The sequence below is a fragment of the Candidatus Methanomassiliicoccus intestinalis Issoire-Mx1 genome (assembly GCF_000404225.1).
GTDB classification, from domain to species: domain Archaea; phylum Thermoplasmatota; class Thermoplasmata; order Methanomassiliicoccales; family Methanomassiliicoccaceae; genus Methanomassiliicoccus_A; species Methanomassiliicoccus_A intestinalis.
The window spans coordinates 971925-996859 of record NC_021353.1 but is presented as its reverse complement, the minus strand read 5'-3'; the positions used below and the strand labels follow the sequence as shown (position 1 = coordinate 996859).

21 protein-coding genes are annotated in these 24935 nt (G+C 45.6%); 20 read left to right on the top strand and 1 reads right to left on the bottom strand.

Annotated features, from left to right (window positions below; genetic code table 11):
• Together H729_RS04740 and H729_RS04735 are read left to right on the top strand one after the other, a co-directional pair.
• Window positions 1–663 (top strand): hypothetical protein, encoded by a 663-nt coding sequence (locus H729_RS04740; RefSeq protein ID WP_020448862.1) that lies wholly within the window; start codon window positions 1–3, stop codon window positions 661–663.
• A gap of 266 nt (window positions 664–929) precedes the next feature.
• Window positions 930–1400 (top strand): hypothetical protein, encoded by a 471-nt coding sequence (locus H729_RS04735; RefSeq protein ID WP_020448861.1) that lies wholly within the window; start codon window positions 930–932, stop codon window positions 1398–1400.
• 132 nt (window positions 1401–1532) lie between these two features.
• On the opposite strand, the gene H729_RS04730 is transcribed toward H729_RS04735, so the two are convergent.
• Window positions 1533–1805 (bottom strand): hypothetical protein, encoded by a 273-nt coding sequence (locus H729_RS04730; protein ID WP_020448860.1) that lies wholly within the window; start codon window positions 1803–1805, stop codon window positions 1533–1535.
• 150 nt (window positions 1806–1955) lie between these two features.
• Here H729_RS04730 and H729_RS04725 point away from each other — a divergent pair, with 150 nt between their 5' ends.
• The 18 genes from H729_RS04725 to H729_RS04650 all read left to right on the top strand — a co-directional run bounded on the left by H729_RS04725 (window position 1956) and on the right by H729_RS04650 (window position 24932).
• The gene (locus tag H729_RS04725) at window positions 1956–2501 is read left to right on the top strand and encodes a Panacea domain-containing protein (protein ID WP_172618665.1); all 546 of its coding nucleotides are present in this window, start codon (window positions 1956–1958) and stop codon (window positions 2499–2501) included.
• Between the two features lie 124 nt (window positions 2502–2625).
• A complete protein-coding gene (locus H729_RS04720) occupies window positions 2626–2952 on the top strand; it encodes a MarR family winged helix-turn-helix transcriptional regulator (RefSeq protein WP_020448858.1) in 327 nt (108 codons plus the stop codon).
• Between the two features lie 107 nt (window positions 2953–3059).
• Entirely contained in the window at window positions 3060–3470 is a 411-nt protein-coding gene (locus H729_RS04715) for a hypothetical protein (RefSeq protein ID WP_020448857.1), read from the top strand.
• A 22-nt stretch (window positions 3471–3492) separates the two neighbouring features.
• The gene (locus tag H729_RS04710; RefSeq protein ID WP_020448856.1) at window positions 3493–3804 is read left to right on the top strand and encodes a hypothetical protein; all 312 of its coding nucleotides are present in this window, start codon (window positions 3493–3495) and stop codon (window positions 3802–3804) included.
• A gap of 125 nt (window positions 3805–3929) precedes the next feature.
• Entirely contained in the window at window positions 3930–4052 is a 123-nt protein-coding gene (locus H729_RS10210) for a hypothetical protein (RefSeq protein ID WP_256365357.1), read from the top strand.
• 171 nt (window positions 4053–4223) lie between these two features.
• Window positions 4224–7496: an InlB B-repeat-containing protein gene (locus tag H729_RS04705; RefSeq protein ID WP_020448855.1), complete on the top strand. Its 3273-nt coding sequence runs from the start codon at window positions 4224–4226 to the stop codon at window positions 7494–7496.
• A gap of 185 nt (window positions 7497–7681) precedes the next feature.
• Complete coding sequence (locus H729_RS04700) at window positions 7682–10714, top strand: InlB B-repeat-containing protein (RefSeq protein WP_020448854.1); 3033 nt, start codon at window positions 7682–7684, stop codon at window positions 10712–10714.
• A 95-nt stretch (window positions 10715–10809) separates the two neighbouring features.
• Window positions 10810–11664, top strand: a complete 855-nt coding sequence (locus tag H729_RS04695) for a hypothetical protein (protein ID WP_147554393.1) — start codon at window positions 10810–10812, stop codon at window positions 11662–11664.
• A 417-nt stretch (window positions 11665–12081) separates the two neighbouring features.
• The gene (locus H729_RS04690) at window positions 12082–13626 is read left to right on the top strand and encodes a PKD domain-containing protein (protein WP_020448852.1); all 1545 of its coding nucleotides are present in this window, start codon (window positions 12082–12084) and stop codon (window positions 13624–13626) included.
• Window positions 13616–16300, top strand: a complete 2685-nt coding sequence (locus tag H729_RS04685; RefSeq protein WP_020448851.1) for an InlB B-repeat-containing protein — start codon at window positions 13616–13618, stop codon at window positions 16298–16300. Before H729_RS04690 ends, H729_RS04685 begins: the two co-directional genes overlap by 11 nt.
• On the top strand, window positions 16297–19194 hold the full coding sequence (locus H729_RS04680; protein ID WP_020448850.1) for an InlB B-repeat-containing protein: 2898 nt from the start codon (window positions 16297–16299) through the stop codon (window positions 19192–19194). The genes H729_RS04685 and H729_RS04680 overlap by 4 nt, the downstream gene beginning before the upstream one ends.
• A complete protein-coding gene (locus H729_RS04675) occupies window positions 19191–21023 on the top strand; it encodes a hypothetical protein (RefSeq protein WP_020448849.1) in 1833 nt (610 codons plus the stop codon). The genes H729_RS04680 and H729_RS04675 overlap by 4 nt, the downstream gene beginning before the upstream one ends.
• Complete coding sequence (locus tag H729_RS09970) at window positions 21020–21187, top strand: hypothetical protein (RefSeq protein ID WP_172618663.1); 168 nt, start codon at window positions 21020–21022, stop codon at window positions 21185–21187. Before H729_RS04675 ends, H729_RS09970 begins: the two co-directional genes overlap by 4 nt.
• On the top strand, window positions 21184–21966 hold the full coding sequence (locus tag H729_RS04670) for a hypothetical protein (RefSeq protein WP_147554392.1): 783 nt from the start codon (window positions 21184–21186) through the stop codon (window positions 21964–21966). The genes H729_RS09970 and H729_RS04670 overlap by 4 nt, the downstream gene beginning before the upstream one ends.
• On the top strand, window positions 21963–22841 hold the full coding sequence (locus H729_RS04665; protein WP_020448847.1) for a hypothetical protein: 879 nt from the start codon (window positions 21963–21965) through the stop codon (window positions 22839–22841). Before H729_RS04670 ends, H729_RS04665 begins: the two co-directional genes overlap by 4 nt.
• Window positions 22838–23281, top strand: a complete 444-nt coding sequence (locus tag H729_RS04660; RefSeq protein ID WP_020448846.1) for a hypothetical protein — start codon at window positions 22838–22840, stop codon at window positions 23279–23281. The genes H729_RS04665 and H729_RS04660 overlap by 4 nt, the downstream gene beginning before the upstream one ends.
• Window positions 23278–23811: a hypothetical protein gene (locus tag H729_RS04655; RefSeq protein WP_020448845.1), complete on the top strand. Its 534-nt coding sequence runs from the start codon at window positions 23278–23280 to the stop codon at window positions 23809–23811. Before H729_RS04660 ends, H729_RS04655 begins: the two co-directional genes overlap by 4 nt.
• Window positions 23811–24932, top strand: coding sequence for a hypothetical protein (locus H729_RS04650; protein ID WP_020448844.1), 1122 nt, complete (start codon window positions 23811–23813; stop codon window positions 24930–24932). Before H729_RS04655 ends, H729_RS04650 begins: the two co-directional genes overlap by 1 nt.
• Window positions 24933–24935: the final 3 nt, after the last annotated feature.

Sequence of the window (24935 nt, the reverse complement as noted above, 5' to 3'; positions counted from 1 at the left end):
GTGGGAGATGTAGAATATTGGGGTTGGTTCCCAATGGCCAGCCCCAATTACATTTTACAACAAAGACGTTTGATTCTAAAAAAATTAACACTCTCAGCTGATAAACACTCTAGAAATATTTCTGCGGATAATATTTTTGAACTCATATTGAACTCAAACGATTATGATACATTTTCTCCAATAAATGACGACCAAAACATACAAGAATCAGATCTAGACATGTCTAACCCATATCTGATGGATAATCGTTTATCTACTCAGATGATAGAGAGCGTAAAATCCATACGTGACGAAATTGTAATGCTAGGGTCTGTTGCAAAGGAGAGGATTAAGGGATGCTATCAAAGAAGACAGTTTAGGAAGGGAATTAATAATAAAAAGAAAGAATTAATTGAGGCAATCAAGAGCGAGATAAAGAGAATATATAATGAAGAATTTAGCCAAACAGAGGGTAAAGAATTATATTACACCTTAAAAGGCATATATAAAGATGAATTTCCTTATACCTTTTTACCTGTACTGATCGTTTCATCTTCTGAATCATTTGATTACACAAAACCTAAACTGTACTTAATAGAGACTCTTAAAGTTAAAGATACAAGCAATAGGTTAGAAATATCCAGTATTATGCACATATATATGGATCAGGCCTGTGCAAATTAGTCTCACATAGTTCACAAAGTAAGGAAGCTTTACTGGTTCAATACGATCTTAATAAGATTCGAGACGATCTCAACAATGGTAAATATGATCCTAGTAAGATTCAATACTCGACGGGGACTGATTCAAAATCTGAGAATCAGTTTCATGAAATATTTAATGCAGTTAAAGAGCTTTTTCATGTACACAGTCACCATTCTGATGAAAATTATAGTGCCGACTGCATAATCGGGTGTGAAGCTATACCTGCAGGCAATGTATATGTAAATATGGATATAGCACTTAAAAAAATTTTAGATCAGTATAGGATTAGGATAATTCGATACCATGAATTGGTATCTGTACATGAATCCAGAATAATCTATGATCTCATAGTTGATTATGCCAAACTCGCTCAAGGAGTCTTTTATTATGCAGTGAATTTTCTTAAAATTTTTAATATAGATTTAAGTCGTCTGGGCATAGATGTAAATTCAGAAATAGATGCTTTTGATCGAGCAAGCAAGTCCATGGAAGGCATTTCAAGCCATGCCTCTTCAAGTTTTGATATTAGATACGGACGTACTATACGTGTAACTTCCATTGCCTTAGGAGCAATAGCACTCGTCACAGCTATAGCTTGCACGTTATATAGCAGTTATCCATGTGCGATAGGCATAGCTTGTGTGATAGATGCCCTATTGATATTGGCTCTGTTTTGCATAAATTTTATGCCCAGAAAGTTCTATAGCTGGGTCTAATGCACAGATAGCATACGCTCAGGATTACAATCATTAAAACGAGTTTGACCGGTAGATCATCAATGATTTCTTTTTAGAATTACTTTTTCCATTTATCAACTATTCTGCTCTTTCTTATAAACAATCCTCTTATTAACAGAACTCATCCCATCCATCCTCGGCAGCAGTTTTTTTGGCATTCTTAATATATGATGGTATGGTGCCTGTTGCAGCATCGATGAGATGTAAAGATTGATTGAGAATCTTCTTTTCATCCTCAGACATGCCATTATGATTGTCATGCCATGAATTATAATCAGATGACATGGTATCCATCATGCGCATTACAAGTGCAATATTGCTGCGTGCTTTAATGAGATCATCTTTCTGCAATTGAGTGATTTTCGTATCATCTTTATCAGTCATTAAACTCCCTTCCTTTCAGACAGTGACCTTGATGGTCTGATTATTTTACAAATGTCACAATATATAAATGTCACGTTCTGCCTGCTTTATCAACATATGTATGTTCAGCAGTCAGTTTTAATTTCTCACCACGTGGTATCAAGCAACAATATGCGAAACAGACCAATATGCCCTTGGGAAAGGGGGACTTTAAAATGGTGCAGAAGATTGGAAAAAAGGCACAACGCTAAGACTAAGTCTCTTCAAAACGGTGGAAGCGATATGGCATATGACGCGTTGGATGTAGCTAAATACATCATAAAGAAATACTATGGGATGAGAAACCCAGTGACCAATCTTAAGCTGCAGAAGATGCTGTATTTTGCATGGATAAGATACTACAAAGAGACAAAAGAGTATCTTTTTAATGATAAGATAGAAGCATGGATGCTAGGTCCTGTAGTTCCAAACGTTTACTATCAATATTACATCTATGCAGGAATACCGATCAGAGAAGATAAAGAACCTTCAAAACCATTCTCCCCGGAAGCAGTCGCAGTGCTTGATAAACTGATTGAAGACTGCATGGATAAGACTGCCCGTGAACTAGTGGATAAGGCTCATAAAAACGGCACTCCTTGGGATCGTACATATAAACCCGATGAAAAGAAGACTATTGACTTCGAGATGATAATCGATGTCGAATGCGCAGCCTGATGTCATAGACTAGAGAGTATAATCCTCATCCTGCAGACTCATGACTGATCATAGAAATAAGTACTGAGTACTACTTAGTAACCATTACTAATTTATTAAAAATAAGAAATGTATTGAGTACTACGTGGCACTTGATACTAATCCGCCGGAAACTGTTCTCTATAAACGATACGCGGTATATGTATTAGTATTAATGCTGGATTCAGACAAATGCAAGCTGAATGAAATCAGAGGTTATATCAAAAGCTATTCAACTCTGGTTGATCTGATAGAATCGCTGGTGCAGTCTGGACTGGTTAAGAAATCAGAGCCCGTAGGCAGGTATCGAACAACATATGTATCTCTCACTGATGAAGGCAGAGAAATTGCTGCGCTGCTGAAAGATGCAAATGACAGATGTTCCAGACTTGATCGCTGCAGTCAGCAGAGCCAAGAAAGCGCAAAGGCCTGAGATACAGACATATAAAACTCACTAAATACTTGTCCGTCTATACACGATGCAGCGCGTGAAGCTGTCGAATTTAACGTTGTTGAAAAAGACTGAGGAAGCGTGATCCTTTGAATGATGCCATATATCCAGATGGTTATGATTTTTATAAAACAGACCTGACTGGGGATGAAATTGCATTCCGTGGCAACATACTGCTAATGTTTTTCTCGTTTTCGATGCCGGCCAAGTCTATATCGAGTTTCTATATTAGGCGTGACAGAATATACCGCAGCCTTAAGCTGTCGCCTAATCCCTGTGACAAATGCTGGAATTCTAACAAAAACCCGCCATGTGAGCGTTTAATCAAGAATCTGATCAGTTCAGCCATGATCTGCTATATGATCGACATTCCGATCATCCTGCCGTGCCACAGACTCAAGAAAAAAGAGAATAAGCTGCTTCGCAGAATTAAAAAGGAATGCAGAGAACTTAGAGACAATAATTTAGTCTCTTTTGATAAAATAATCGATTCAGAGTAACATCTATGGAGGGTTCAATCACATGACACTGGATGATAAGTACTGCTTCACAAGCACAGAATATAAGGTTATGATTGCTAAATCTGTCGATAAAAAGTCAAATGAAGAGATATCTCAGGATCTGGGCATCCCTGTACAGAGAGTTATCAACATGCAGCGAAAGGTCAGGACAAGGCGGCACAGAAGACATTTTCTGGGATACACAGTCTTTGAAACATCTGGCAGAGTAGCTTATAAAAGGATCAAACACTGGAACAGCTACTGCAAAACAATACCAGAGATCAATATGTATTTCAGCTTAGATCAGGTATCTGTAACCGCTCCAGAATTATAATTCTTTGATATCTGCCATTTTTTTATGTCCTTACTCTTGTTTGATTTCGAACAACCGTAAGGATGTAAAATATTTTTTTCTTGTAAATCAATAGTATATATCCTGTAAAGCTATATGCTGATGTCATGAGCCAGCCTGCTCCTGACACCATTCTTTTCTGCAGTTTTGAGAGGCTGGCCTTCGACCACATGAGGAGCAGCATTCCTATGAATATTAAACATGACAAGGTGATGTCTCTTGAAGAGTAAGTCTTTGGGCGGGGGGGGGGGGGGCGAGCATGTCTTCTTCTGGTTCTCTGTCTCATCTCTTCCGCAGCATTTCTCTCGCCGGCTGAAGATCTAAGCGATGATTCGCCGATATTAGCATCCAACAGTCAAAATCTGGGCAGGGTCACAAGCACCGATCTGGGCTCATGGACCATGTCTGTAACTTCTTCCCGCATCACTGTTTCGTTCATTACGCCGCTGCCGCTGTTCAGTGCTCTGCAGCAGGATCTTGTTGTCAACAGTCCCAGCTGGCTCAGCGCTTCCGGCAATCTTTCCACAAGTACCGTCACCCTGAGCGGAAATGTCCCCTACTTCGGCACCTTTCCCATTTCTGTAACCTGCAAGCTTTCACAGGGATCGGCAACATTCACCGGTACAGTTAAAATCGTTAACGGAGCGCCCTCAACGACCTCCTACACAGTCTCATACAATGCCAATGGCGGTACCGGATCAATAGCATCAAGCACAGTCACTTCCGGCAGCACTGTCACTCTGCCTACCAGCGGTATGTCTAAGGAAGGATACACCCTTGCAGGCTGGGCTTTGAATTCTGTCAATGGAACAAACTATGAACCTGGAGAAAAATACAAAGTCACAGGGAACGCGACATTCTATGCCAAATGGACATCCAGCACATATTACGCAGCATTCAACGCCAACGGCGGAGTGTTCAGCAACGGATCAGACACTAAGTATCTTACAATGAACACCGGCACATCTTATACTCTTCCCAGATCCTACGAGGTAAGCAGGTACGGCTATGAATTAGTGGGATGGTACCCTGGTCAGTTCTCCAGCAATATTACCAAACCAGGAACTTCGTATGATATGCAGACATGGTGGACTGCAGTATGGACTGAAAAACCTGTTTGTACTGCCACATTCAATGCCAACGGCGGTACCGGTACGGTAGCAAGCATGTCTGCCTACGCCGAAGAGGCCATCTATCTCCCGACTGAAGGATTTACTAAATCAGGATATGTACTCTCAGGCTGGAATCTTGAGAGTACGGATGGAACTCTGATCGATCTCGGAGGATATTACAGAATAGGTACAAACGTTACATTCTATGCCAACTGGAGCACTGCCTCATACACGCTGAATTTTGATGCCAACGGCGGATCATCTGTTCCTTCCAAGACCATATTCTACGGCAGAACGTATGGAGATTTGCCAACGCCTGCTCGGACAGGTTATGACTTTGCAGGCTGGTACACATCAGCGTCAGGCGGATCCAATGTCACTTCATCAACGCAGGTAACTGCAACTGCCGACCACACGCTTTACGCTCACTGGAATGGCAAATCATACACTGTTACATTCAACGCCAACGGCGGTACAGTCAGTCCTGAAAGTAAAACTGTGAATTACGGCTCAAGCTATGGATCACTGCCGACACCGACAAGAAACGGATACACTTTCCTGGGATGGTACACTTCATCATCTGGTGGAACCCAAATAACAACCACAACTAATGTGTCTTTGGCTTTGAGTCATACATTATATGCTCATTGGGAAAAAACAGTCGTTGTGTCATTCGAATCTAACGGAGGATCAGATGTATTTTCGAAAACAATAGCTCAGGGAAGTCATGCAGTTAAGCCTAGCAATCCGAGTAAAACGGGATTTATTTTTAGAGGATGGTATGAAGATATAGAATTGACTCAAGAATATTATTTTGATTCGCCTGTTAATGAAAACCTCACGTTGTATGCTAAATGGAAGTCAACCTATCTAGGCCAGTTTACCGTTTTTGTTGATGATGGTTCCGGCTGGCAGTATGAAACAGTATCTGCCAATGATGGTGCACAGGCGGTACGGGCAACTACTTTCTGGAAAAGTACTGACTCGATGGTAGAGATGGAGTATTATGATAGACCTTCAAACAGTATGTGGATCTCTACGAACTATGGGGAGATTACGGAATTCATGGGGCACAGAAATAGTGAAAGTGGATGCGTGTGGAATGCATACGCACTCATTGGGAATAGATGGATAGCATGCGATTATTCAATAGGCCACTACAGGTGCTTTAATGATTATAATGCTGATCTTCAAAGCGCTAATATTGCATTACAATATGGTGATAAATCGACCGCTGTACCTCCTTCTCTTGAGACATACATAGATGATGAGATGATAGATACAAGTAACATTACATCGGTTGCTAACACTCCAGAATTTGCAGTATATTTTGATATCTCTTCACGATATAATGCATATAGCTTAGTTTCAGATAGGACACTTATTGATGTGTACGGCAATAAAGTGAACTCTATAAGAGATGGAGAACATCTTATAATTGTGGGGCATGGATCTGACGCTTATACTGCTCTCAAAGATGCCATAGGGTATTCAACATACAATCTAATGGGGAGAGAATTTCCTGGACCTCTGCCCTATGGTACAGTTACACGCATTCTTGATGTTACAGAATCACGCGATCCAAATCTTAGTTTGAGTTTGTTTGCATCCGACAGTCATCTGGGATATTCCAGACCATTTGAGAATAGTAACTATTTCTGTCTGACACTTGTAGAGGATGTGATTTTTGACACCTTTTATACTATGTGGACGGTGCGCCCATACGCGGACTATAGCGATATAGCACCAATCATATTCGATTCCAACGGAGGTACTGATGTAGAGCCGCAGTTTATAGAAATATATAACAAAGCGATAAAACCTGCAGATCCAGTAAGATCTGGATATACGTTCAAGGGATGGTATCTGAACGATAAATTATATGATTTTGATACAACTATTAGATCTGAAAATACAAAGATGACACTGTATGCTCATTGGGAAAAATCTGTGTCGCATACAATTACATTCTATGCCAACAATGGTTCAGATGTTAATGTTCAGACTGTCGATCACAATGCGATAGCGGCCAGGCCTGCAGACCCTGCACGTTCTGGGTATGTGTTTGGAGGATGGTATGTAAATGAAGAATTGACTTCAGAATACACATTTACTACACCGGTTACTTCTGAAATTACTCTTTACGCCAAGTGGTACAGCAATCTGGTCTTTACATCGATCCCGTCCATTAATGATATCAAAGTCACTGTTGACGGCAGGACGATAACAGCCTCGGTAGCAGCAGACAATTACCTTTACATTTTATGGGACATGGGAAACGGTGAAACTGTCAAGACATACACCAACAGACTTACTTACACATATGACGAATTTGGAGACTACCAGATCAAAGCCACTGCAGTAAACTCTGAAGGTACATCTGAAACAGAATTAGGCGTGTCGATAGGCACAGAGCATGGAACAGACTGGACAGTGCTGGCGCTGGTAGTCGTTTTAGGTATTGTCTTAGCAGTTGTTTCATACCTGTTCAATATCCCAGCAGGTATTATTGCAGGCGTTGTCGCAGCAGTCATCATCTATCTGCTTAAACACTTTCTCTGATCCTCTCTGAGGATCTCTTTTTTTAATAAATAATTTTTTCTTTAAAATAAAGATTATTTATGCTGTAATCTGTTAACACTACGGCATGAGCCGGTTAGCTCCAAATTTTTATTTTTCATTTTTTTGGAAACTGGCCTCAATCAGAAAGGAGAGATTTTTATGAATAGGATTTACGAGGTAATCACATGAAAAACAAATCCAAGATAATGGGAACAGCCTGTTTCCTTTTGGCTTTGTGTTTCATTCTTTCAGCTGCTGCAATGCTGCCTGCGGATGATCCAAACGATGATTCGCCGGTATTGGCATCAAGCAGCCACAGTCTTGGTGTGGTGAACAGCACCAATCTGGGCTCATGGACTATGTACCCTACATCGGATAACATCACCATTACATTCCGGCCTGCCCAGTCTCTTAAAAGCACAAACATTACGGTCAATAATCCCAGCTGGCTCAGCGCTTCCGGCAATCTGTCTACAGGTACCGTCACCCTGACCGGCAGCCCTCCGTATCTAGGTACATTTTTTGTTTCTGTAACCTGTCAGTTAATGCAGGGATCGGCAACATTCACTGGTTCTATGAATTTAGCAAGCAGTACGCCTTCAACGACATCTTACACAGTCTCATACAATGCCAACGGCGGTACTGGTTCAATTGAATCCAAAACTGTTACTTCAGGAGACAGCGTCACTCTGCCGACCCGCGGGGTGTCAAAGAGCGGTTATATTCTGTCAGGCTGGACACTGAATTCTGTCAATGGAACAGTCTATGAGCCTGGAGAAAAATACAAAGTAACTGCCAATGCAACATTCTATGCCAAATGGACATCCAGCACATATTACGCAGAATTCAACGCCAACGGCGGAGTGTTCAGCAACGGATCCGACACCAAATATATCACAATGAACACCGGCACATCTTATACTCTTCCCAGATCCTACGAGGTAAGCAGGTACGGCTATAAATTGGTAGGATGGTATCCAGGGCAGTTCTCCAGCAATATCGTTAAACCAGGAACTTCGTATGATATGCAGACGTGGTGGACTGCAGTATGGGTAGAAATGTCACCGTATACTGCCACATTCAACGCCAACGGCGGTACCGGTACGGTAGCAAGCATGTCTGGATATGAAGAGGAAGTCCTGTTCCTGCCGACTTCAGGATTTACCAAGTCAGGATATGTACTCTCAGGCTGGAATCTTGAGAGCACGGATGGGACGCTGATCGATCTCGGAGGATACTACAGAATAGGTACAAATGTTACATTCTATGCCAACTGGACGCCTGCAACATATACCGTTACATTCAACGCCAACGGCGGTTCGACTCCGGTTGCAAATAAGACCGTCACTTACAACGGAACGTATGGAGACCTGCCGACGCCTACCAGGACAGGTTATAACTTTGCAGGCTGGTACACGTCATCATTCAGCGGATCCAAAGTCACATCATCAACGCAGGTAACCGCAACTGCCGATCACACGCTTTACGCTCACTGGAATGGCAAATCATACACTGTTACATTCAACGCCAACGGCGGTACAGTCAGTCCTGAAAGTATGAATGTGACCTACGGCTCAGGCTATGGATCACTGCCGACACCGACAAGAGACGGATATGCTTTCCTGGGATGGTACACTTCATCATCTGACGGAACCAAAATAACAAACACAACTTATGTGTCTTTGGCTTTGAATCATACATTGTATGCTCATTGGGAAGCAGGAGTCGTAGTTACATTTAATTCCAATGGCGGCTTAGATGTTCCACCTCAAAGAATTGCAATGGGGGATTCTCCAACATATCAGACTGCAACAAAAGAAGGAAAAGTATTTGTAGGCTGGTATTCAAATAGTTCTTTAACGACCTCTTTCAATTTTTCAACTCCTGTGTATGAAAATATTACCTTGTATGCCAAATGGTGCGATTATCTTGTGACATTTGTGGGAGGGAAAACTCCAATAGATCCACAGTATCTAAATGATGGTGATTGTGTAAAAAAACCAACATTGGATCCATATAGATCGGGTTACAAATTTCTATGCTGGTGTACAGAACCTATGTGTGCTAAGGAATATGATTTTGATATCCTGATTTCCAGCAGCATTACACTTTACGCTAAATGGGAAGATTTCTATGATTTAGGTGAGCCTCCAGAAACTCACTATTTAAGATTAGGAGAAAGCTATAATATGCCTATAGTAGCTGGGGGTAACCCTCAACACGGAGTGGTTTTTAGATACTTGAATTCTGGTCCGGAGATAAAACTAAGTGGTAATTCCTATATATTTACACCCACTGAGTGTGGAGCACACACGCCATATATCTATTTCGAAATAGCAAGATCTATAAATGGTCATTCAGGCATATCTCACACTGGCAATACTAATGCCTATTTCTATGTTTATAATTATGAGGTAAACTTTGTTGGCTATCCATCGCATACACAGTATCTTATAGATGGGGAAAAAGCATCAAGGATAAAAGACCCAACAACATATAATAGGACATTTGTCGGCTGGTACACAGATGCTGCTCTGACAAACGCCTATGATTTCAATTCACCTGTTACAGCCGATTTAGATTTGTATCCTAAGTGGACAGCGAGAACATATTCTGTTACATTCAATTCTAACGGCGGCAGCTCTGTAGCGTCACAGGCCGTAGGAGAGTATAAAACTGCAAGTAAGCCGGATGATCCCACTAAAGATGGTTATACTTTTGGAGGATGGTATAGAAATGCATCCTTGACGAATGAGTATACATTTACAACTGCTGTAACCTCAAACATTACTCTTTACGCCAAGTGGTACAGCAATCTGGTCTTTACATCGATCCCGTCCATTAATGATATCAAAGTCACTGTTGACGGCAGGACTATAACAGCCTCGGTAGCAGCAGACAATTACCTTTACATTTTATGGGACATGGGAAACGGTGAAACCATCAAGACATACTCCAATAAGCTGGTCTATACATACAATGAATCCGGAGATTACCAGATCAAAGCCACTGCAGTAAACTCTGAAGGTACAGCTGAAACAGAATTAGGAGTGTCGATAGGCGCAGAGCATGGAACGGACTGGACAGCTGCAGTCTTAGCCCTGGTGTTAGGTGTTATTGTCTTAGCAGTTGTTTCATACCTGTTCAATATCCCTGCAGGTATTATTGCAGGCGTTGTCGCAGCAGTTGTCATCTATCTGCTTAAACACTTTCTCTGATCCTCTCCGAGGATCTCTTTTTCTTGTAAAACCTTAAAAATATTTTCTTCTTTAAAATCAACATATTATATTCTTCAGGTCAATATCATACCGTCATGGATGAGAAACGCCTTGACGCGTTTAGATTATGTATGATTCTGATCTCTGTTTTTTTAGTCAGTACATTTTTGATACCAAGCATCGCGGACAGCATAACAACTGAACATCCAGATTATCCAGGTGAAAACGGCACTTCCAAGGCATATAAATGGTCATACAATGCAAAAGGTGCGGTCAGCTGCGGAATCTCTCCAAACAACACAGTTACATTAGAATTTTCTCCATCGGAATATGACAGAGCTCAAAGATGTTCACATCTTCTTAATGCCCTCTACTACTCTCCGTCATCTGAAACCATGAAATATCTGGCAAATAACATACTAGACATTGAAAGCAGTTTAATTTCTGATCTGGCGGACACATTCAGCGAGAGAACGGCGTCCATGAGCGATCTGGACAGGGCAGGTTGTGTCTTAGCATTCGTTCAAAGCATACCGTATGTATCAGATTTTGCTTCGACAGGGAAACTTGATTACTGGAAGTCAGCCTATGAAACACTGTACTGCGGGGGAGACTGTGAGGATCTTTCGATCCTGTATGCAAAAATAATGCAGAAGCTGGGCTATGATGTAATCCTGGTACATGCCTGGAATCCTGATTCAGAGAGTGCACACGTGTGTGCAGCCGTAAATATCCCTGAAGCTGAAGGATTCTATTTTGAGTACAATGATGTCTGTTATTACTACTGTGAAACGGTTGCCGGAACCCACCTGGCGAATCCATGGGGCAGGATCGGCAATGCAGCAGGCTGGAACTATACAGATTATGAGATCATTGATATCTCTCCAGATTCTCCTTATAAAGAACATATCCTGGATCACCTGGATTATGATATGATTTTTAAAGACTGATCAAATCATAGTCGGCGGATGTGATATGCAGTATTCCATCAGACTCCTGCAGCTTCATTTTATTGCACATCCTCAAAAACCCATAATTCCACAGCCGCGCCTTTCTGCTCATTTTTCTGGACCCGGCCATGATGATCTACCTTGATCTTTTCCGCACAGTCTGAAACTCTCCTCCTCTCTGACGGATATTTCAGTCTGTTATCGGTATATGATGCTCACGGCGGCAGTGAACGTATCATGGTTTATACTTGTTTAAAAAATCCTATATGAGATGAACAGCACACTGCATAAAATTTAATAAAAATATTTTCTTATTTAAAATCAAGGATATATAAACGATCATACGATATCATAATGCCATGAGCCGACCTGCGGCATCTGGCATCATATTTTTCACATTTATCAGACGACAGGCCGGTGACTCCTCCGCGCTTTCAGCCCAGGAGGATATCTGGAGGAATAAATATTAAACAGACATACCTAAAACTCTTTGCGATTGCAATCGTTGCCATGTTGGCAGCCATAGTTCCGGCAGGAATGTTCGGCTCTGACAGCAATGACAGCAGTCTTACATTGGGTGCTGCAGTATCCGGTACGGGTACGGAAGCAGACCCATATCAGTTTGCAGCCATCGCAGGAGATCAATACAGCTATACAATGACGGCAAATGTAAACGCAACATACTCAGTTACTTCAGGCAGCATTGCAGATATCGGCCTCACTCTGGACGGCAATGTGCTTTCAGGTACCGTAAAAGAAGGTAAAGAAAAGATTTGCATCACAGCCACTTCCAATGACGGCGGGCCTGTGAGACAAGCAACACAGTGGATTTCTTACTCAATTTATAACTTATTAAAACTTACTGCAGCACCCTCTACAGCTTCATGGGCAGGTACTGCATATGAATATACATTCTCGATAACAGATGTTGATCCAGACGCTACCGGGGAAACGACAGTATCTTTGAATTCTGAAGCCACGACTGCCGGATTTGCAATTACAAAGGTGTCCGAGACATCTTACAAGCTGACCAGATCTGCTGAAAAGAACACAGTCGGAACCGTTAAGGTAACAATCACCGCTGCCAGTACCACATCAGGCATTGCGCAGAGCAAATCAGCTACCGCTACCATCAGTACCTATGATACGGTGGGAATTACTTCGACACCGTCAGGACACCAGGGATCCGGTCTCACAGTCTGGCTGATCGAAGATAAGGACCAGTCCTGGACATACACAGTCACAGCAAAGCCCAGCGATGCCACGCTCTCAGCCAGCGGCCTCAATGCCAACATGACTTTCACAGACGGCGTTTTGACAGTCAGCAGAGCAGCTCCGTTTGCTGATACCAATGTAACAATCACAGCTACAAGCACTGCAGGGGGTTCAACCGAAACTGCCACTCAGGTGCTTAAAATCAAAAACTGGACCCAGATTGCATTCAACTCAGCTCCTTCATTGTCCGACATTAAAGTCACAGTGGACGGCAGAACCATATCTGCTTCAGTAGTCGCTGATAACTACAGTTCAATAACATGGGTGCTCAGCGATGGCACAGTCTATGAAGGAACCAAGAGCATTAACCACACTTTCGCAGACGATGGAGCATATGACATAAGAGTCACTGTCAAAGATGAGATAGGCCGTGAAAAAACATCATCTACTTCAGTAGTACTGGGAGAGGGTGAAGACCCAGCTCCGGCACCTGGAGGAGACGACCCGAAAAAAGAAGACAGTGATTACTGCTGGTACGCTTTGATCGGCACAGCAGTAGGTGTCATCTTAGTTCTGGTCGGTCTTTTAGGAATCGGTATCAACAGCCGCGGAATTGCAGTTGCCGCCATCGGAGTGATTATCGCTGCCCTTGGACTTCTGTTCTTCTTCAACGTGGTCTCATTCGATGAGATCAAAGACTGGTTCTCCGGCCTGTTGAACGGCAAGGAGGAAGCTCATGAAGCATAAACGCATTTTGGGGGCTCTTGCCCTCATCATCGCGTTATGTTTCCTCTGTTCTCCAGCGATAGCTGACGATCACCAAGTTGCAGACTCGCCGGTTCTCGGCGGGAATGTAAACACATATGACATGGGAGTAGTAACATCGCCAAACCTGGGAACTTGGACAATGAATTCGAATTCGGAACAGGTCATTATCAAGTTCACTACCTACCCCTCGCTGAAGTCAGCTGTCGTAACTGTCAACAGTCCTAACTGGCTCAGCGCTTCCGGCGATCTTTCCACAAGTACCGTCACCCTGATCGGAACACCGCCTACCAACTCAGGAACATACAATATATCGGTCACCTGTCAGTTAATGCAGGGATCGCAAACATTCACCGGAACGATGATTCATGTAGACGGCACGGTAGAAGTCTATAGCGTCAAATTCATTACAGGAAGTACAGTATATGCAACAAAGACCGCAAAGGCCGGGGAAAGAATAAACCTGCTTACTGAAGGTGCATCCATAAATGGAAAAACCCTTACCGGCTGGAGGCTTAATTCCACTTCAGGAACTCTATACAGCCTCGGAGCATCATATACCGTCAACTCTGATGTTTCATTTTATGGAGCATACACTACAAACAAATACAAGATTTCATTCGATGCCAACGGCGGTACCGGGACAGTAAATTCTATCAGCGCGGATTACCAGAGCACGATCACCCTGCCCAGTGGAGGCTTCAGCAAAGCAGGATACACTCTCACAGGCTGGAACAGCCTTATGAACGGGGCTGGAACCCACTATGACCTTGGGTCATCATACAAGATAGATACGATCTACAACCGGACACTGTATGCCGAATGGTCACCTATCACATACACAGTTACATTCAATTCTAACGGCGGTACTTCGGTAGCGTCACAGCAAGTGACCCACGGCAGTTCAGCATCATTGCCGGCGCCGCCTCCGACAAAAGACGGATACATCTTTGAGGGCTGGTATACAAATTCATCATTGACAACCAAATATAATTTTGAATCCTCATCAATCACCTCTAATACCACAATATATGCCAAATGGATTAAGCCGCAGGGAACCCACATTACAGGCGGCGGTTACAAAGTCGAGATCTATGTCGGTTCAGCATATACTGAAACATTCACATTCGACCCGCCGGATCTCTCAAGCTTTGACGAGATCAATGAGATCTTTGCAGAATTCAACAATGGAACTGCAACGCAGTACGGACTCACAGTCACCAAGCTCTCTGATTATGTATATACCGTTTCAGGAACGCCGAATCAGGCAGGCAAAACTTCGTTAAGCCTTGTTGTTTCCGGACATCTTGTCGATGCCGATGACGGTGAATACGGACTGTATACAGTCTCGTACGACATAAAGTTACCAGCATACAAGGTTACCTTCAATCCAAACGGAGGTACAGTCAGTACTGCCAGCAAAACTGTAACTTACTCATCCACATACGGAGATCTGCCGAATCCTTCCAGAGAAGGTTATGACTTTGCAGGCTGGTACACATCAGCGTCAGGCGGATCCAAAGTCACATCATCAACGCAGGTAACTGCAACTGCCGACCACACGCTTTACGCTCACTGGACTGCTAAATCATACACTGTCACATTCAACAGCAGCGGGGGCAGCTCTGTAGCGTCTCAGACTGTAGAGCACGGCAAGACAGCTTCCAAGCCGGCAGACCCTTCCAAGGGGAATAAGGCCTTCGGAGGCTGGTATACCGATGAAAATCTTACATCTCAGTTTAACTTTAATTCAAAAATAACAGGAAACATCACTCTGTACGCAAAATGGGTGGATCCGTTCATCGTTTCCTTCAACACCAACGGCGGTTCAGAGATAGAGAACCAGCAGATAAAAAGCGGGGAAAGGGCAGTAAGACCGGCCAATCCCGTTAAGGACGGATACACCTTCCTGGGATGGTACACAGACCTGACTCTGACAGAAGAATACAATTTCAATTCTGCAGTCACTTCCGACCTGACTTTATTTGCGTCATGGAGCCTCAAAAGCTATACAATCACATTTAACAGCAATGGAGGTTCTGAGGTAGATGCTCAGATCATATCGCACGGCAACAAGCCTGTACGGCCTGAAAACCCGTCAAGGAACGGGTTTACTTTCGGCGGCTGGTATACCGATGCGGCTCTGACAGATGAATACGCATTCGGCCTCAATGCTACAGAGAACCTCACCCTTTATGCCAAATGGTATGAAGACATTGTTTTTACTTCTACCCCGTCAATCAGCGATATCAAGGTCACCATAGATGACAGAACCATAACTGCATCTGTTGCAGCTGAAAATTACGAATACATCATCTGGGACATGGGAAACGGTGAAGTTTATAAGACATATACCAACAGCTTCAGTTACACATACGCTGATCCTGGAAATTATCAGATCAAGGCAGTGGCGGTCAACAATGCAGGCGAATCAGAGCCTGTATTCTACGATTTAGAGATCACAGATATAATCAATGAAGAACCGGCTGATGAGAATACTGTTGACTTTGCACTCATATTTATAGTTGCGGCAATCATCTGCATGGTTTTGGCCTGGATAATATTACCCATTAGAAGGTGGGAACAAGTCATCTTTTTGATAATCGTAGCCACGGTATTGCTTCTGATCGCCTGCATTCTGGGGGTAATCCTTTGAAGAAAAAATATTTAATCGGAGCGTCAGCGCTGCTTCTTGCATTATGCTTCATGGCCGTGGCCTGCGCAGCGACAGATGATAACAACAGCACTGACGAAATCGTTCTGGCTTCCGGTGATTCTTATGATTTTGGTACCATAGGCGTAGATCCGGATATGGGAACAATCACCCTGAACCCTTCATCGGGGTCTGTCACCATAACAATGGAACCGACCTACCTGATGAGTCTAATATCGGTGGATAAACCTAGCTGGCTGTCTGGTTCAGCGAACAACGGGGTCATTACTCTTACAGGCAGCTATCCGTCATATGGATCATATGATGTGGCTGTCAAAACACGTCTCACACAAATGGAGCTGACCTACAGGTTTACATTGAACATTGAAGAGGGCAGCAGCACAACTTCCACCGCAACATTCAGCCACGGCGTCAGCAGCGGCACTGTGCCAAGCGGCACTGTTTCACCGATAACTGCCAAGACTGGAGAAACAATTCATCTTCCAGGCAGCAGCTATACTCATTCAGGATACACGCAGAAGGGCTGGAGGCTCAACTCGCTTTCAGGAACATTCTACAACCTGGGAGCATCATACACTCTCAATTCCGATGTCAAATTCTATGCTGTCTGGGAAGCTGAACAGTATACGATTACGTTTGATGCCAACGGCGGTTCCGGCTCTGTGAGCTCAATTACCGCCGACAGTTACACTAAGGTAACCCTGCCGGCAGGCGGTTTCACAAGACCGGGATATGTGCTCTCAGGCTGGAATTCGAAGGCCAACCCGCAGAGTGGCGGACAGGGCCATTATGATCTGGGCGGAGCATGCAACATCACCACATTCAATCTCACACTCTATGCTGAATGGAGAGCTGAGGTCTGCACCGTTTCTTTCAACGCCAACGGCGGCACGGGAACAATACCTTCCCAGACTGTAAAATCCGGAACCGAGATCAATCTTCCTCAGAGCGGATTTACCAACGCCGGATACATTCTGGCCGGCTGGAACCTCGACAGCACTTCCGGCAGATTCTATGACATCGGGTCTGCATATGCGGCCAATTCTGATGCGGTGATGTATGCCAGCTGGGTAGCCGTTCCCACCGGCGATTATGGAGCACCGGCAGAAGTGAAACTGGGAGAAAAATACTCCTTCTCGCCGAATATGCAGTCCTCGGTCTGGGGTCTGTATATCGAAGTCTCAGGCAATACAAATTACTCAATATCATATGACGGCCCAGACTGGCTGAGCCAGACTGGTGACAAACGGCAGCTGAAATTCGAAGGAACCCCGGCAAAGCCAGGCGTCTACCATGTGGTGATCTCACTTGCAGGCGACAATGCCCCGTACATCAATGCCTCTAAGGCAGAATGGTACATCACAGTCACAGAGGATGTTCCAGGCGCATACACCGTCACGTTTGATGCCAACGGCGGTACGGGCAGCATTCCGTCAATGAATGCACAGCCCAACAACGCAGTTATTCTGCCGTCTTCGGGAATCAGCCGTTCCAACTACACCCTGATCGGCTGGTCTGAAGGTTCTGCCTCAGGCCCGACATATAATCTGGGATCGATTTACACCGTGTCTTCTGACATCAGACTGTATGCTAAATGGACAGCAGACAGCAATCTGATAGTCTTTGATGCCAACGGCGGTACTGGAGATGTTAAATATCTTGCAGCCACCGATGATCTGGTCACATTACCGGATGACGGCTTCACAAAATCAGGTTACACGCTTGCAGGCTGGTACCTCTCAGACAATCCAGATGTCGTCTATGCTCCCGGTTACACATACATTGTATCAGGGCAGACAACGATCTATGCCTACTGGATAGCTGAGGGCGCTTCCTGCAGGACAGTTACATACAGTGCCAACGGCGGTACCGGAAACATCTCAGTTCAGAAGCTGGAGGCTGGAAAATCAATTGCTCTGCCGATATCCGGCTTCAACAGATCAGGCTTTAATCTCAGCGGCTGGAGCACAGAATCAGGAGCTGCCGGCTCCGTCTACCGTCCCGGTGAGGCAGTCAGCATATCAGACAGTCTCACGCTATATGCCCAGTGGGAAGAATCGACCGCTGCTGATGTGACTGTCATCTTCAATCTCAACGGCGGATCCGGTTCGATTGCATCTCAGACCGTTAAATCAGGCAGCACGGTCTCCAAGCCGCCAGAGCCTGTCAAGGACGGATATGTCTTTACCGCCTGGAGAGTCGTCGGCGGATCTGACTGGGACTTTTCAAACCCTGTCAAGGATTCAATGACACTCGTTGCCCAGTGGAACAGGCACTTCACCGTCAGCAGCAATTATCTCATCGTCAGCGTAAGTATGGGTGCTGAATATGCAGGAATGATTCACACTGTCGATTGGGGAGACGGAACTACTGAGATGAAAACCGGCAGTACCTTTTCCCATTCGTATTCCTCGCCCAGTGCCGGCAGGATAACGATCACCACTGCGCTTGACGACCAGAGCTCCGTTTCATCCAGCCTGCCCTACAATCTGACAGACCTGCCTGTATATACGGTCACATTCATCAACGGCAGCCAGATCATCAAATCAACAGTTTTGAAAGGTGAAAGGGCTGCCGAGCCGGAGATAGATATACCTTCAGGCTGCAGACTGACAGGCTGGTATACCGATACAGAGTTCAAAGACCGCTTCGATTTCAAATCACCCGTTACGCAGAATATCACACTGTATGCTGAAATCACCGATGGAGAGACACCGGCAGACAGCAGCACTCTGTATTTTGTGATTGCGACTTTCGCAGCGCTGATCCTTTCAGCCCTCGCCCTGGCTGTCCTGAAAGTAAAGGGACTGCCGGTTGCGGCTGTCATTGCAGCGGTCTATGCAGCCGCGTTATACTGTCTGGGGCTGATCGGATGAACTGCCGGAACAGGAAAATCACGGCAGCAGTCTCAGCACTCATTGCAGTGCTCATTGTCTTTGCTGCAGTAGCTCCCTCGATAGTCGGAGAAGCAGAAGAACCGGTTCAGGAAGCACCGGCTCTGGGCTTTGCTGTGACTACAATCATGGTCGTCTTCTTTGTAATGGGAGCAGTCACAGGATATGCGATTCACGAGGCATACGATAAGCTCACTGAGAAAGGAACTGGAGATACAGATTCATATGTCAGGGGAGAAGAGACAAAGGCTGTCGCACAGTCGATATTGAGCGGTCTGGCCTACTACGACAATGCCCTTGCCAACTACTCACAGATCTGGCCGCTGACAAACGAGCACCACATCAGGCAGGCAGAGATCACATCAGCATACAACTGGGGCAAGGATCTGACATATGATCCGAGTTTGATACTCGACTCAAGCGGATTCTACACAAACGCCTCATACATGCTCAGAAATGCCGCTGCCCAGGTCAATTCCCACTTTGATAACCTCAATGAGCGTATCCAGATCTGGAACGGCACAGACACCTACAGGAACATGATGAATGTCGAGATATCATACGGACTCGACAGCATCTCTTCCAAGTCGTCTGCACAGACCTATGTCGGTACTGCTGTCGATGCAACTTCAGCAAAAAATAAGGTCTACATAACCGGAGGAGACATCTGGGTGTTCGGCGGGTCCGCTGTGATTTCCAGCGATGCTGCCAGGCTGACACTCAACGAAGGCCGCAACAGCCTTGATTCAATGTCAGGATTCAGTGAAGGAGTCTATACCCTGCAGTCCGGCAGGTCCTATGCAGGAGGCATTCTGCCGGTTGTTGATGCCAATGCCGCGGCAGTCATGACCTCGCTGGTTCTCAAGGCCGGAAACGATGTGAAACTGGCCAAGCTGACATCTCAGGGAATCATCGTTGATGATGTGGTAAGAGACAAAATCTCAATCACCATCCATCCAGACGGTGCAGAAAGCAAAAGCGTGGACATTACAGAGCTGATGACTGATTACGATGAGCTCCTCAAGACCATCAGGGTCTCGATTACCAAAGCATCCAATGCCGCTGCCACAGTCTGGAACATCTTTGACAAAGCAGGAGAGGCGAATTTCTACCTCACCACTCTGATGATGCCGGATAACTATGACAACATCAGCATCACACAGGAGCAGCAGGAAATACTGACTGTACTGGCTATGGAGCAGCTTAGCGATTACTACAGTAAAAATGATCAGAAGATCAAAACCGGAGACTACAGTTTTTCAAAGGAATCTCTGACGCTGTATGTCCGGGGAGATCTCTACACAAGTACTGGTGATAAGCTCTATGAGAATGTAATCTTCACACCGTTCGTCTATGGCCAGAATTTTAATCTGAATATAGGCAAAAACACTCTGAATCAGCCTGGGATCATGGCTGTATGGTCTACGGAAGGCACACCGCTGTCTTCCTGGAATGCTGCAGCGAACATGAATGATGCCAGTCTGGTCAACATGTCGGAGAACTGCATGCTTGACGTATACGAGATGTACTACGACAATGCCCCGTCTTCATCAGTCAGTCTTGAAGTCACGAAACTCAAACTGATAAATTCCTCTGAGTTTCCGGATCCGGATCCCACAGATTCAGTTCCAGGCGGCGGACTGACGCTTGAACAGATCGTCAAACTGATCTGCATCATCGCAGGCCTGTTGATGATCATCGGCGGCCTGCTTGCGAGATTCAACTGGACGCTGATCATTGCCGGTGCAGTGATAATTATCGGCGGCCTGCTTCTGGCAGGTCCGATATTAGGTTTAGCGAGGTTTCTATGATGGAAGCGGCGGCAGATTTCATCCTCGCTCATTCAGAGGGCCTGCTGGCATTTGCGGCAGTCCTCTCAACTGCACATTTTGCATGGAGGCATAAGTTTGTCAGGCTGGTGGCGGCATTGGCAGCGCTGTTTACAGTTTATGTCCTGCTGGAGGTCTACCCGTGATGAAAGCCGCAGCAGCAGTTGCCGTCATCGCCGTATTGGCAACGGCATTCTTCCTTCAGGCAGATGATGCTGGACAGCAGGAGATCAAGACAGACACCGGCATCGAAGAGACGCTGGTGTCTCACACATACAGCTGGGTCTATGAACGTGAAAGATACGTGCTTACTGCCGAGTTTTCTCAGTCGGAATACCTTGCCGCAAGGGCTGAAAACCGCGGAACCGTCACGCTCAGCTCATATGCAGACTATATTGACTGCCGGTCAGTATCAGCTCTCGCAGAATCCCTGGCAGAATACACGGACGACACACCGGCTTTCATCCTCTCATTCGTTCAAAGCCTGGAGTATATAGATGATTACGAATCGACAGGATACCAGGAGTATCCGAAGTATCCGATTGAAACACTAGTGGATGGAGGAGGAGACTGTGAGGATGTCGCCGCGCTCTATTCATCGCTGATGGGTGCGCTGGGCTATGACACGGCATTGATATACATACCCACTTCAGCAACAACAGCTCATATGGTGTCAGGCATTGCCGGGGACTTTACCGGCGCCGGCCTGTATGACAGCAGCCGCACCAAGTATTTCATCGCCGAGTGCACCGCAAGATGGGAAATCGGCGATGTTCCGCAGGGCGTTGTCTTTGACCCTGAATTATGCTTAGTTTTGAAAGGAGGGCACACTTTGGCCTCAGATAAAATTGTTTCCACAAATCATTTACCAATCGATATAACCGAACTTAGAGAAGACCTGATTTCCGCCGGAGGCATGAGATGATCACTATAGATCCACTCAGTGTCATCTTTGCATGTCTGGCTGCCCTGCTGGGAGTGCTTATCGGCAGAAAGATACAGAGTATCGTAAACTTTGTTTTCCCTGTGGACCCGGTGACGGTGGCTGTGCTGGTGGTACCATGCATAGCTGCAGTATGGGCACAGGCCGCAGGCAGGGGGAGCCTCGCGTTCCTGCTGGTCTGCCTGATCATATTCTACTTCGTTGGATACTACTTCAACGGCCGCCAGGACTACCGCTACCTAGCGAAGCTGGACACTGCCAACAATGAGATTGTCAGATTCAATGTGAGGCCGTGGGTGGTTTATACGAATGAAGACGGGCAGATCTGCAGACAGGATCAGACCTGGAAGGCTCTCTGGATCAAATGGCGCTGGGGCATTCATCATGTCATTCAGGCAAACGGCGATCTTGACGGCAGGATAGAGACGGACTTTAAACCGCTGGTTTATCCACCCATCTACGGCAGGCTGGTCTTTGCAGAATATGTCCACGATTCATATGTCGAATGGACTGTCAAAAGATCTAAAAAGATGGTTGAAAGGAACGGGCAGTATGTACCCAAGAAAGAACTGAAGGTAATGCAGACTGTGACAACCGTCATTCTCGCTGAATCTGCCGACCTTTCGGCTCTGTCTCTGCTGATGAAGCTGCGGGCATTCAACGATCTCAGCCAGAAATATGCAGAGACTGCTGAAGAAAATTACCGCCTGCGGCAGGCAGTGGGATCTCAAAGCCTCTATGCAGCGGCTGAATTCCTGAAACAGCAGGCAGGCTATGATCCGCAGGCCATAGTCCTCGGAAGCATGGGCTACAGCAAGAACAGCGAGGCCATCAAGACTCAGGAGGTGGGACGATGAGGCGCGATTCAGGCCGGAAATTCCTCGGAGTGGATGCACCTTCCATATTCTGCATCACTGCCAAGGAGGCGCATAATGAAGACAAACGCATACTGTCTCCGATACTGGAGCAGACACGTTCGGCATACTCTTTCCTGAAGAGCAGGGCCGATCTGACAGTCCAGGGATTTGAAAATGACGGCGGAACAATCATCCAGGACGATGCAGGCGACATCTTCACGCTGAAAGACACAGTCTTAACATGCTACAAAGACGAGAGCGGTAAAATCTACCGCCATGACCTGCGTCATCCCGCCTCCCAGGCCGCAGAAGCCAGAAAGGTCATAGACGCCGCCAACGCATATCAGAGCAGTGTCTTTTATGAAACAGAGATTCAGACAGTGGAAGCGCTCATAGGCCGTTTCACCAATTTCTCGCCGGAAGAGGGGTGCGGACAATGAGCGAGAGCTGCATAAAACCGACCGGCGATGTCAAAGTAGGAATTCTGTCTTCCGAAGACCATCTTCAATTTATGCTGCAGGGCCAGGTGCTCAACAACATCAAAGACAGCCTGATTTATGATCTGGCCGGCGATGACATTGACATCGCCCGTTTCCAGGAAAAAGAGGGGCATATCATCTTCCCAGATGACGAATGCAAGGATCTTCAGCTCATTCTGGGGAATGACCATCTCTTTACGCAGACACCTCTGGGCGATGATGTTGTGCGGAGGATTTCCATACCGGTAGGGATGGCGGATCGGACGCAGCTCTTGGAAGATGCAATGATCGCCCTCACCGACCGCTACGCTTCGGATGTGGCCAGGAGTGAAGGCTGGTCTGTCATGAGCCGCAATCAGCAGAATTATGATTACCTGATGGGCCTCAACGACTACCTCAAGAGCATAAAGAACGATGTTGTCCTGACCTCAAAAATGCTGTTTTCTCAGACCGCAGACACTGAATCAGACATATCCGGGAGTGATATCTGATGAATTCCCAGTCCGCAGCGGATCTGATGGAACGCATGGAAAAAGTCCGTCTGTATGAGCAGGAGAAGCTGGAGCAGGAATCTGATATCTATTACAGCTTGCGATCCGCAGGAACAGATTACCATATGCGCGGTCCCGCTGATGCTCTGATTGCCCAGAAACCTAAGGCAGACATCACCGATCTGGCACTAGCTATTCTCTTTCCTACGGAAATTCCAGACAAGGAAGTTATCTGGGTACATGCCTGTGTCGTGGGCTGGCCGGGATGCGGTAAAACTGAGCTTTTCATGTGGCTTACCGAGTATGTCTTCAACCTTTACGGCAGGGAAAATGTCAACTACTGCTACTGCAACGATCTGGCGATTGCCATTGACCAGATCGATTCCAGAAAGGTGCAGATGATGATCATCGATGATGCAGCTAAGTGTGCCAGCTCCCTCAATATGATGGACAAGGACAATATGGATGCAGCCGGAATCTTTCAGCAGTTAAGGCATGAGTATGAAGAAGTGTCCGGTCGTAAAGGAGGGATCGTCATCTGTATCTTCGGCTGGCAGCGCTGGACCGAGCTGAGAAAATCATATCGTTCCGGTCATGTAATCATCTTTAAAACCGCCGTGGCTGAGCGCAATGACACAGAATGGATGATCTCCAATCTTGGCGAACGATGGTACAACGAGCTTATGGATATCTCCGGACAGATCCTCATGCGCAACAATCAGGCAAAATCCACCTCGATTGCATTCATTCCCGCGCTTGGGAGCACAAGAGGCGTTGGATATTTCCATTCGGGTCTGTCAACATTGGATGACAGCTACAGGGAGATGCTGGTCCGCGACAGATACACATTCCAGAGAAGGATACCCCAGTCCGAGATTGGAAAATCAACAGAGATTGCTGATTGGGAGATCAGGATGCATGCCATGGAGGCGCAGTGTGCAATCGGCACGGAAGCAGCTGCTGCGAAATATTTCCACCGCCACTATATCGACAAACTGCCGCTGCCCCTGATTGCTTTTGAAGAGAATGTTGACCGCCGGAAGATAGAGTCTCTGATCAAAGACTACCGGGAGATTCTTGCGTACAATTACAGCAGGGAGGGTGGTGAAGATGATGAATGACTG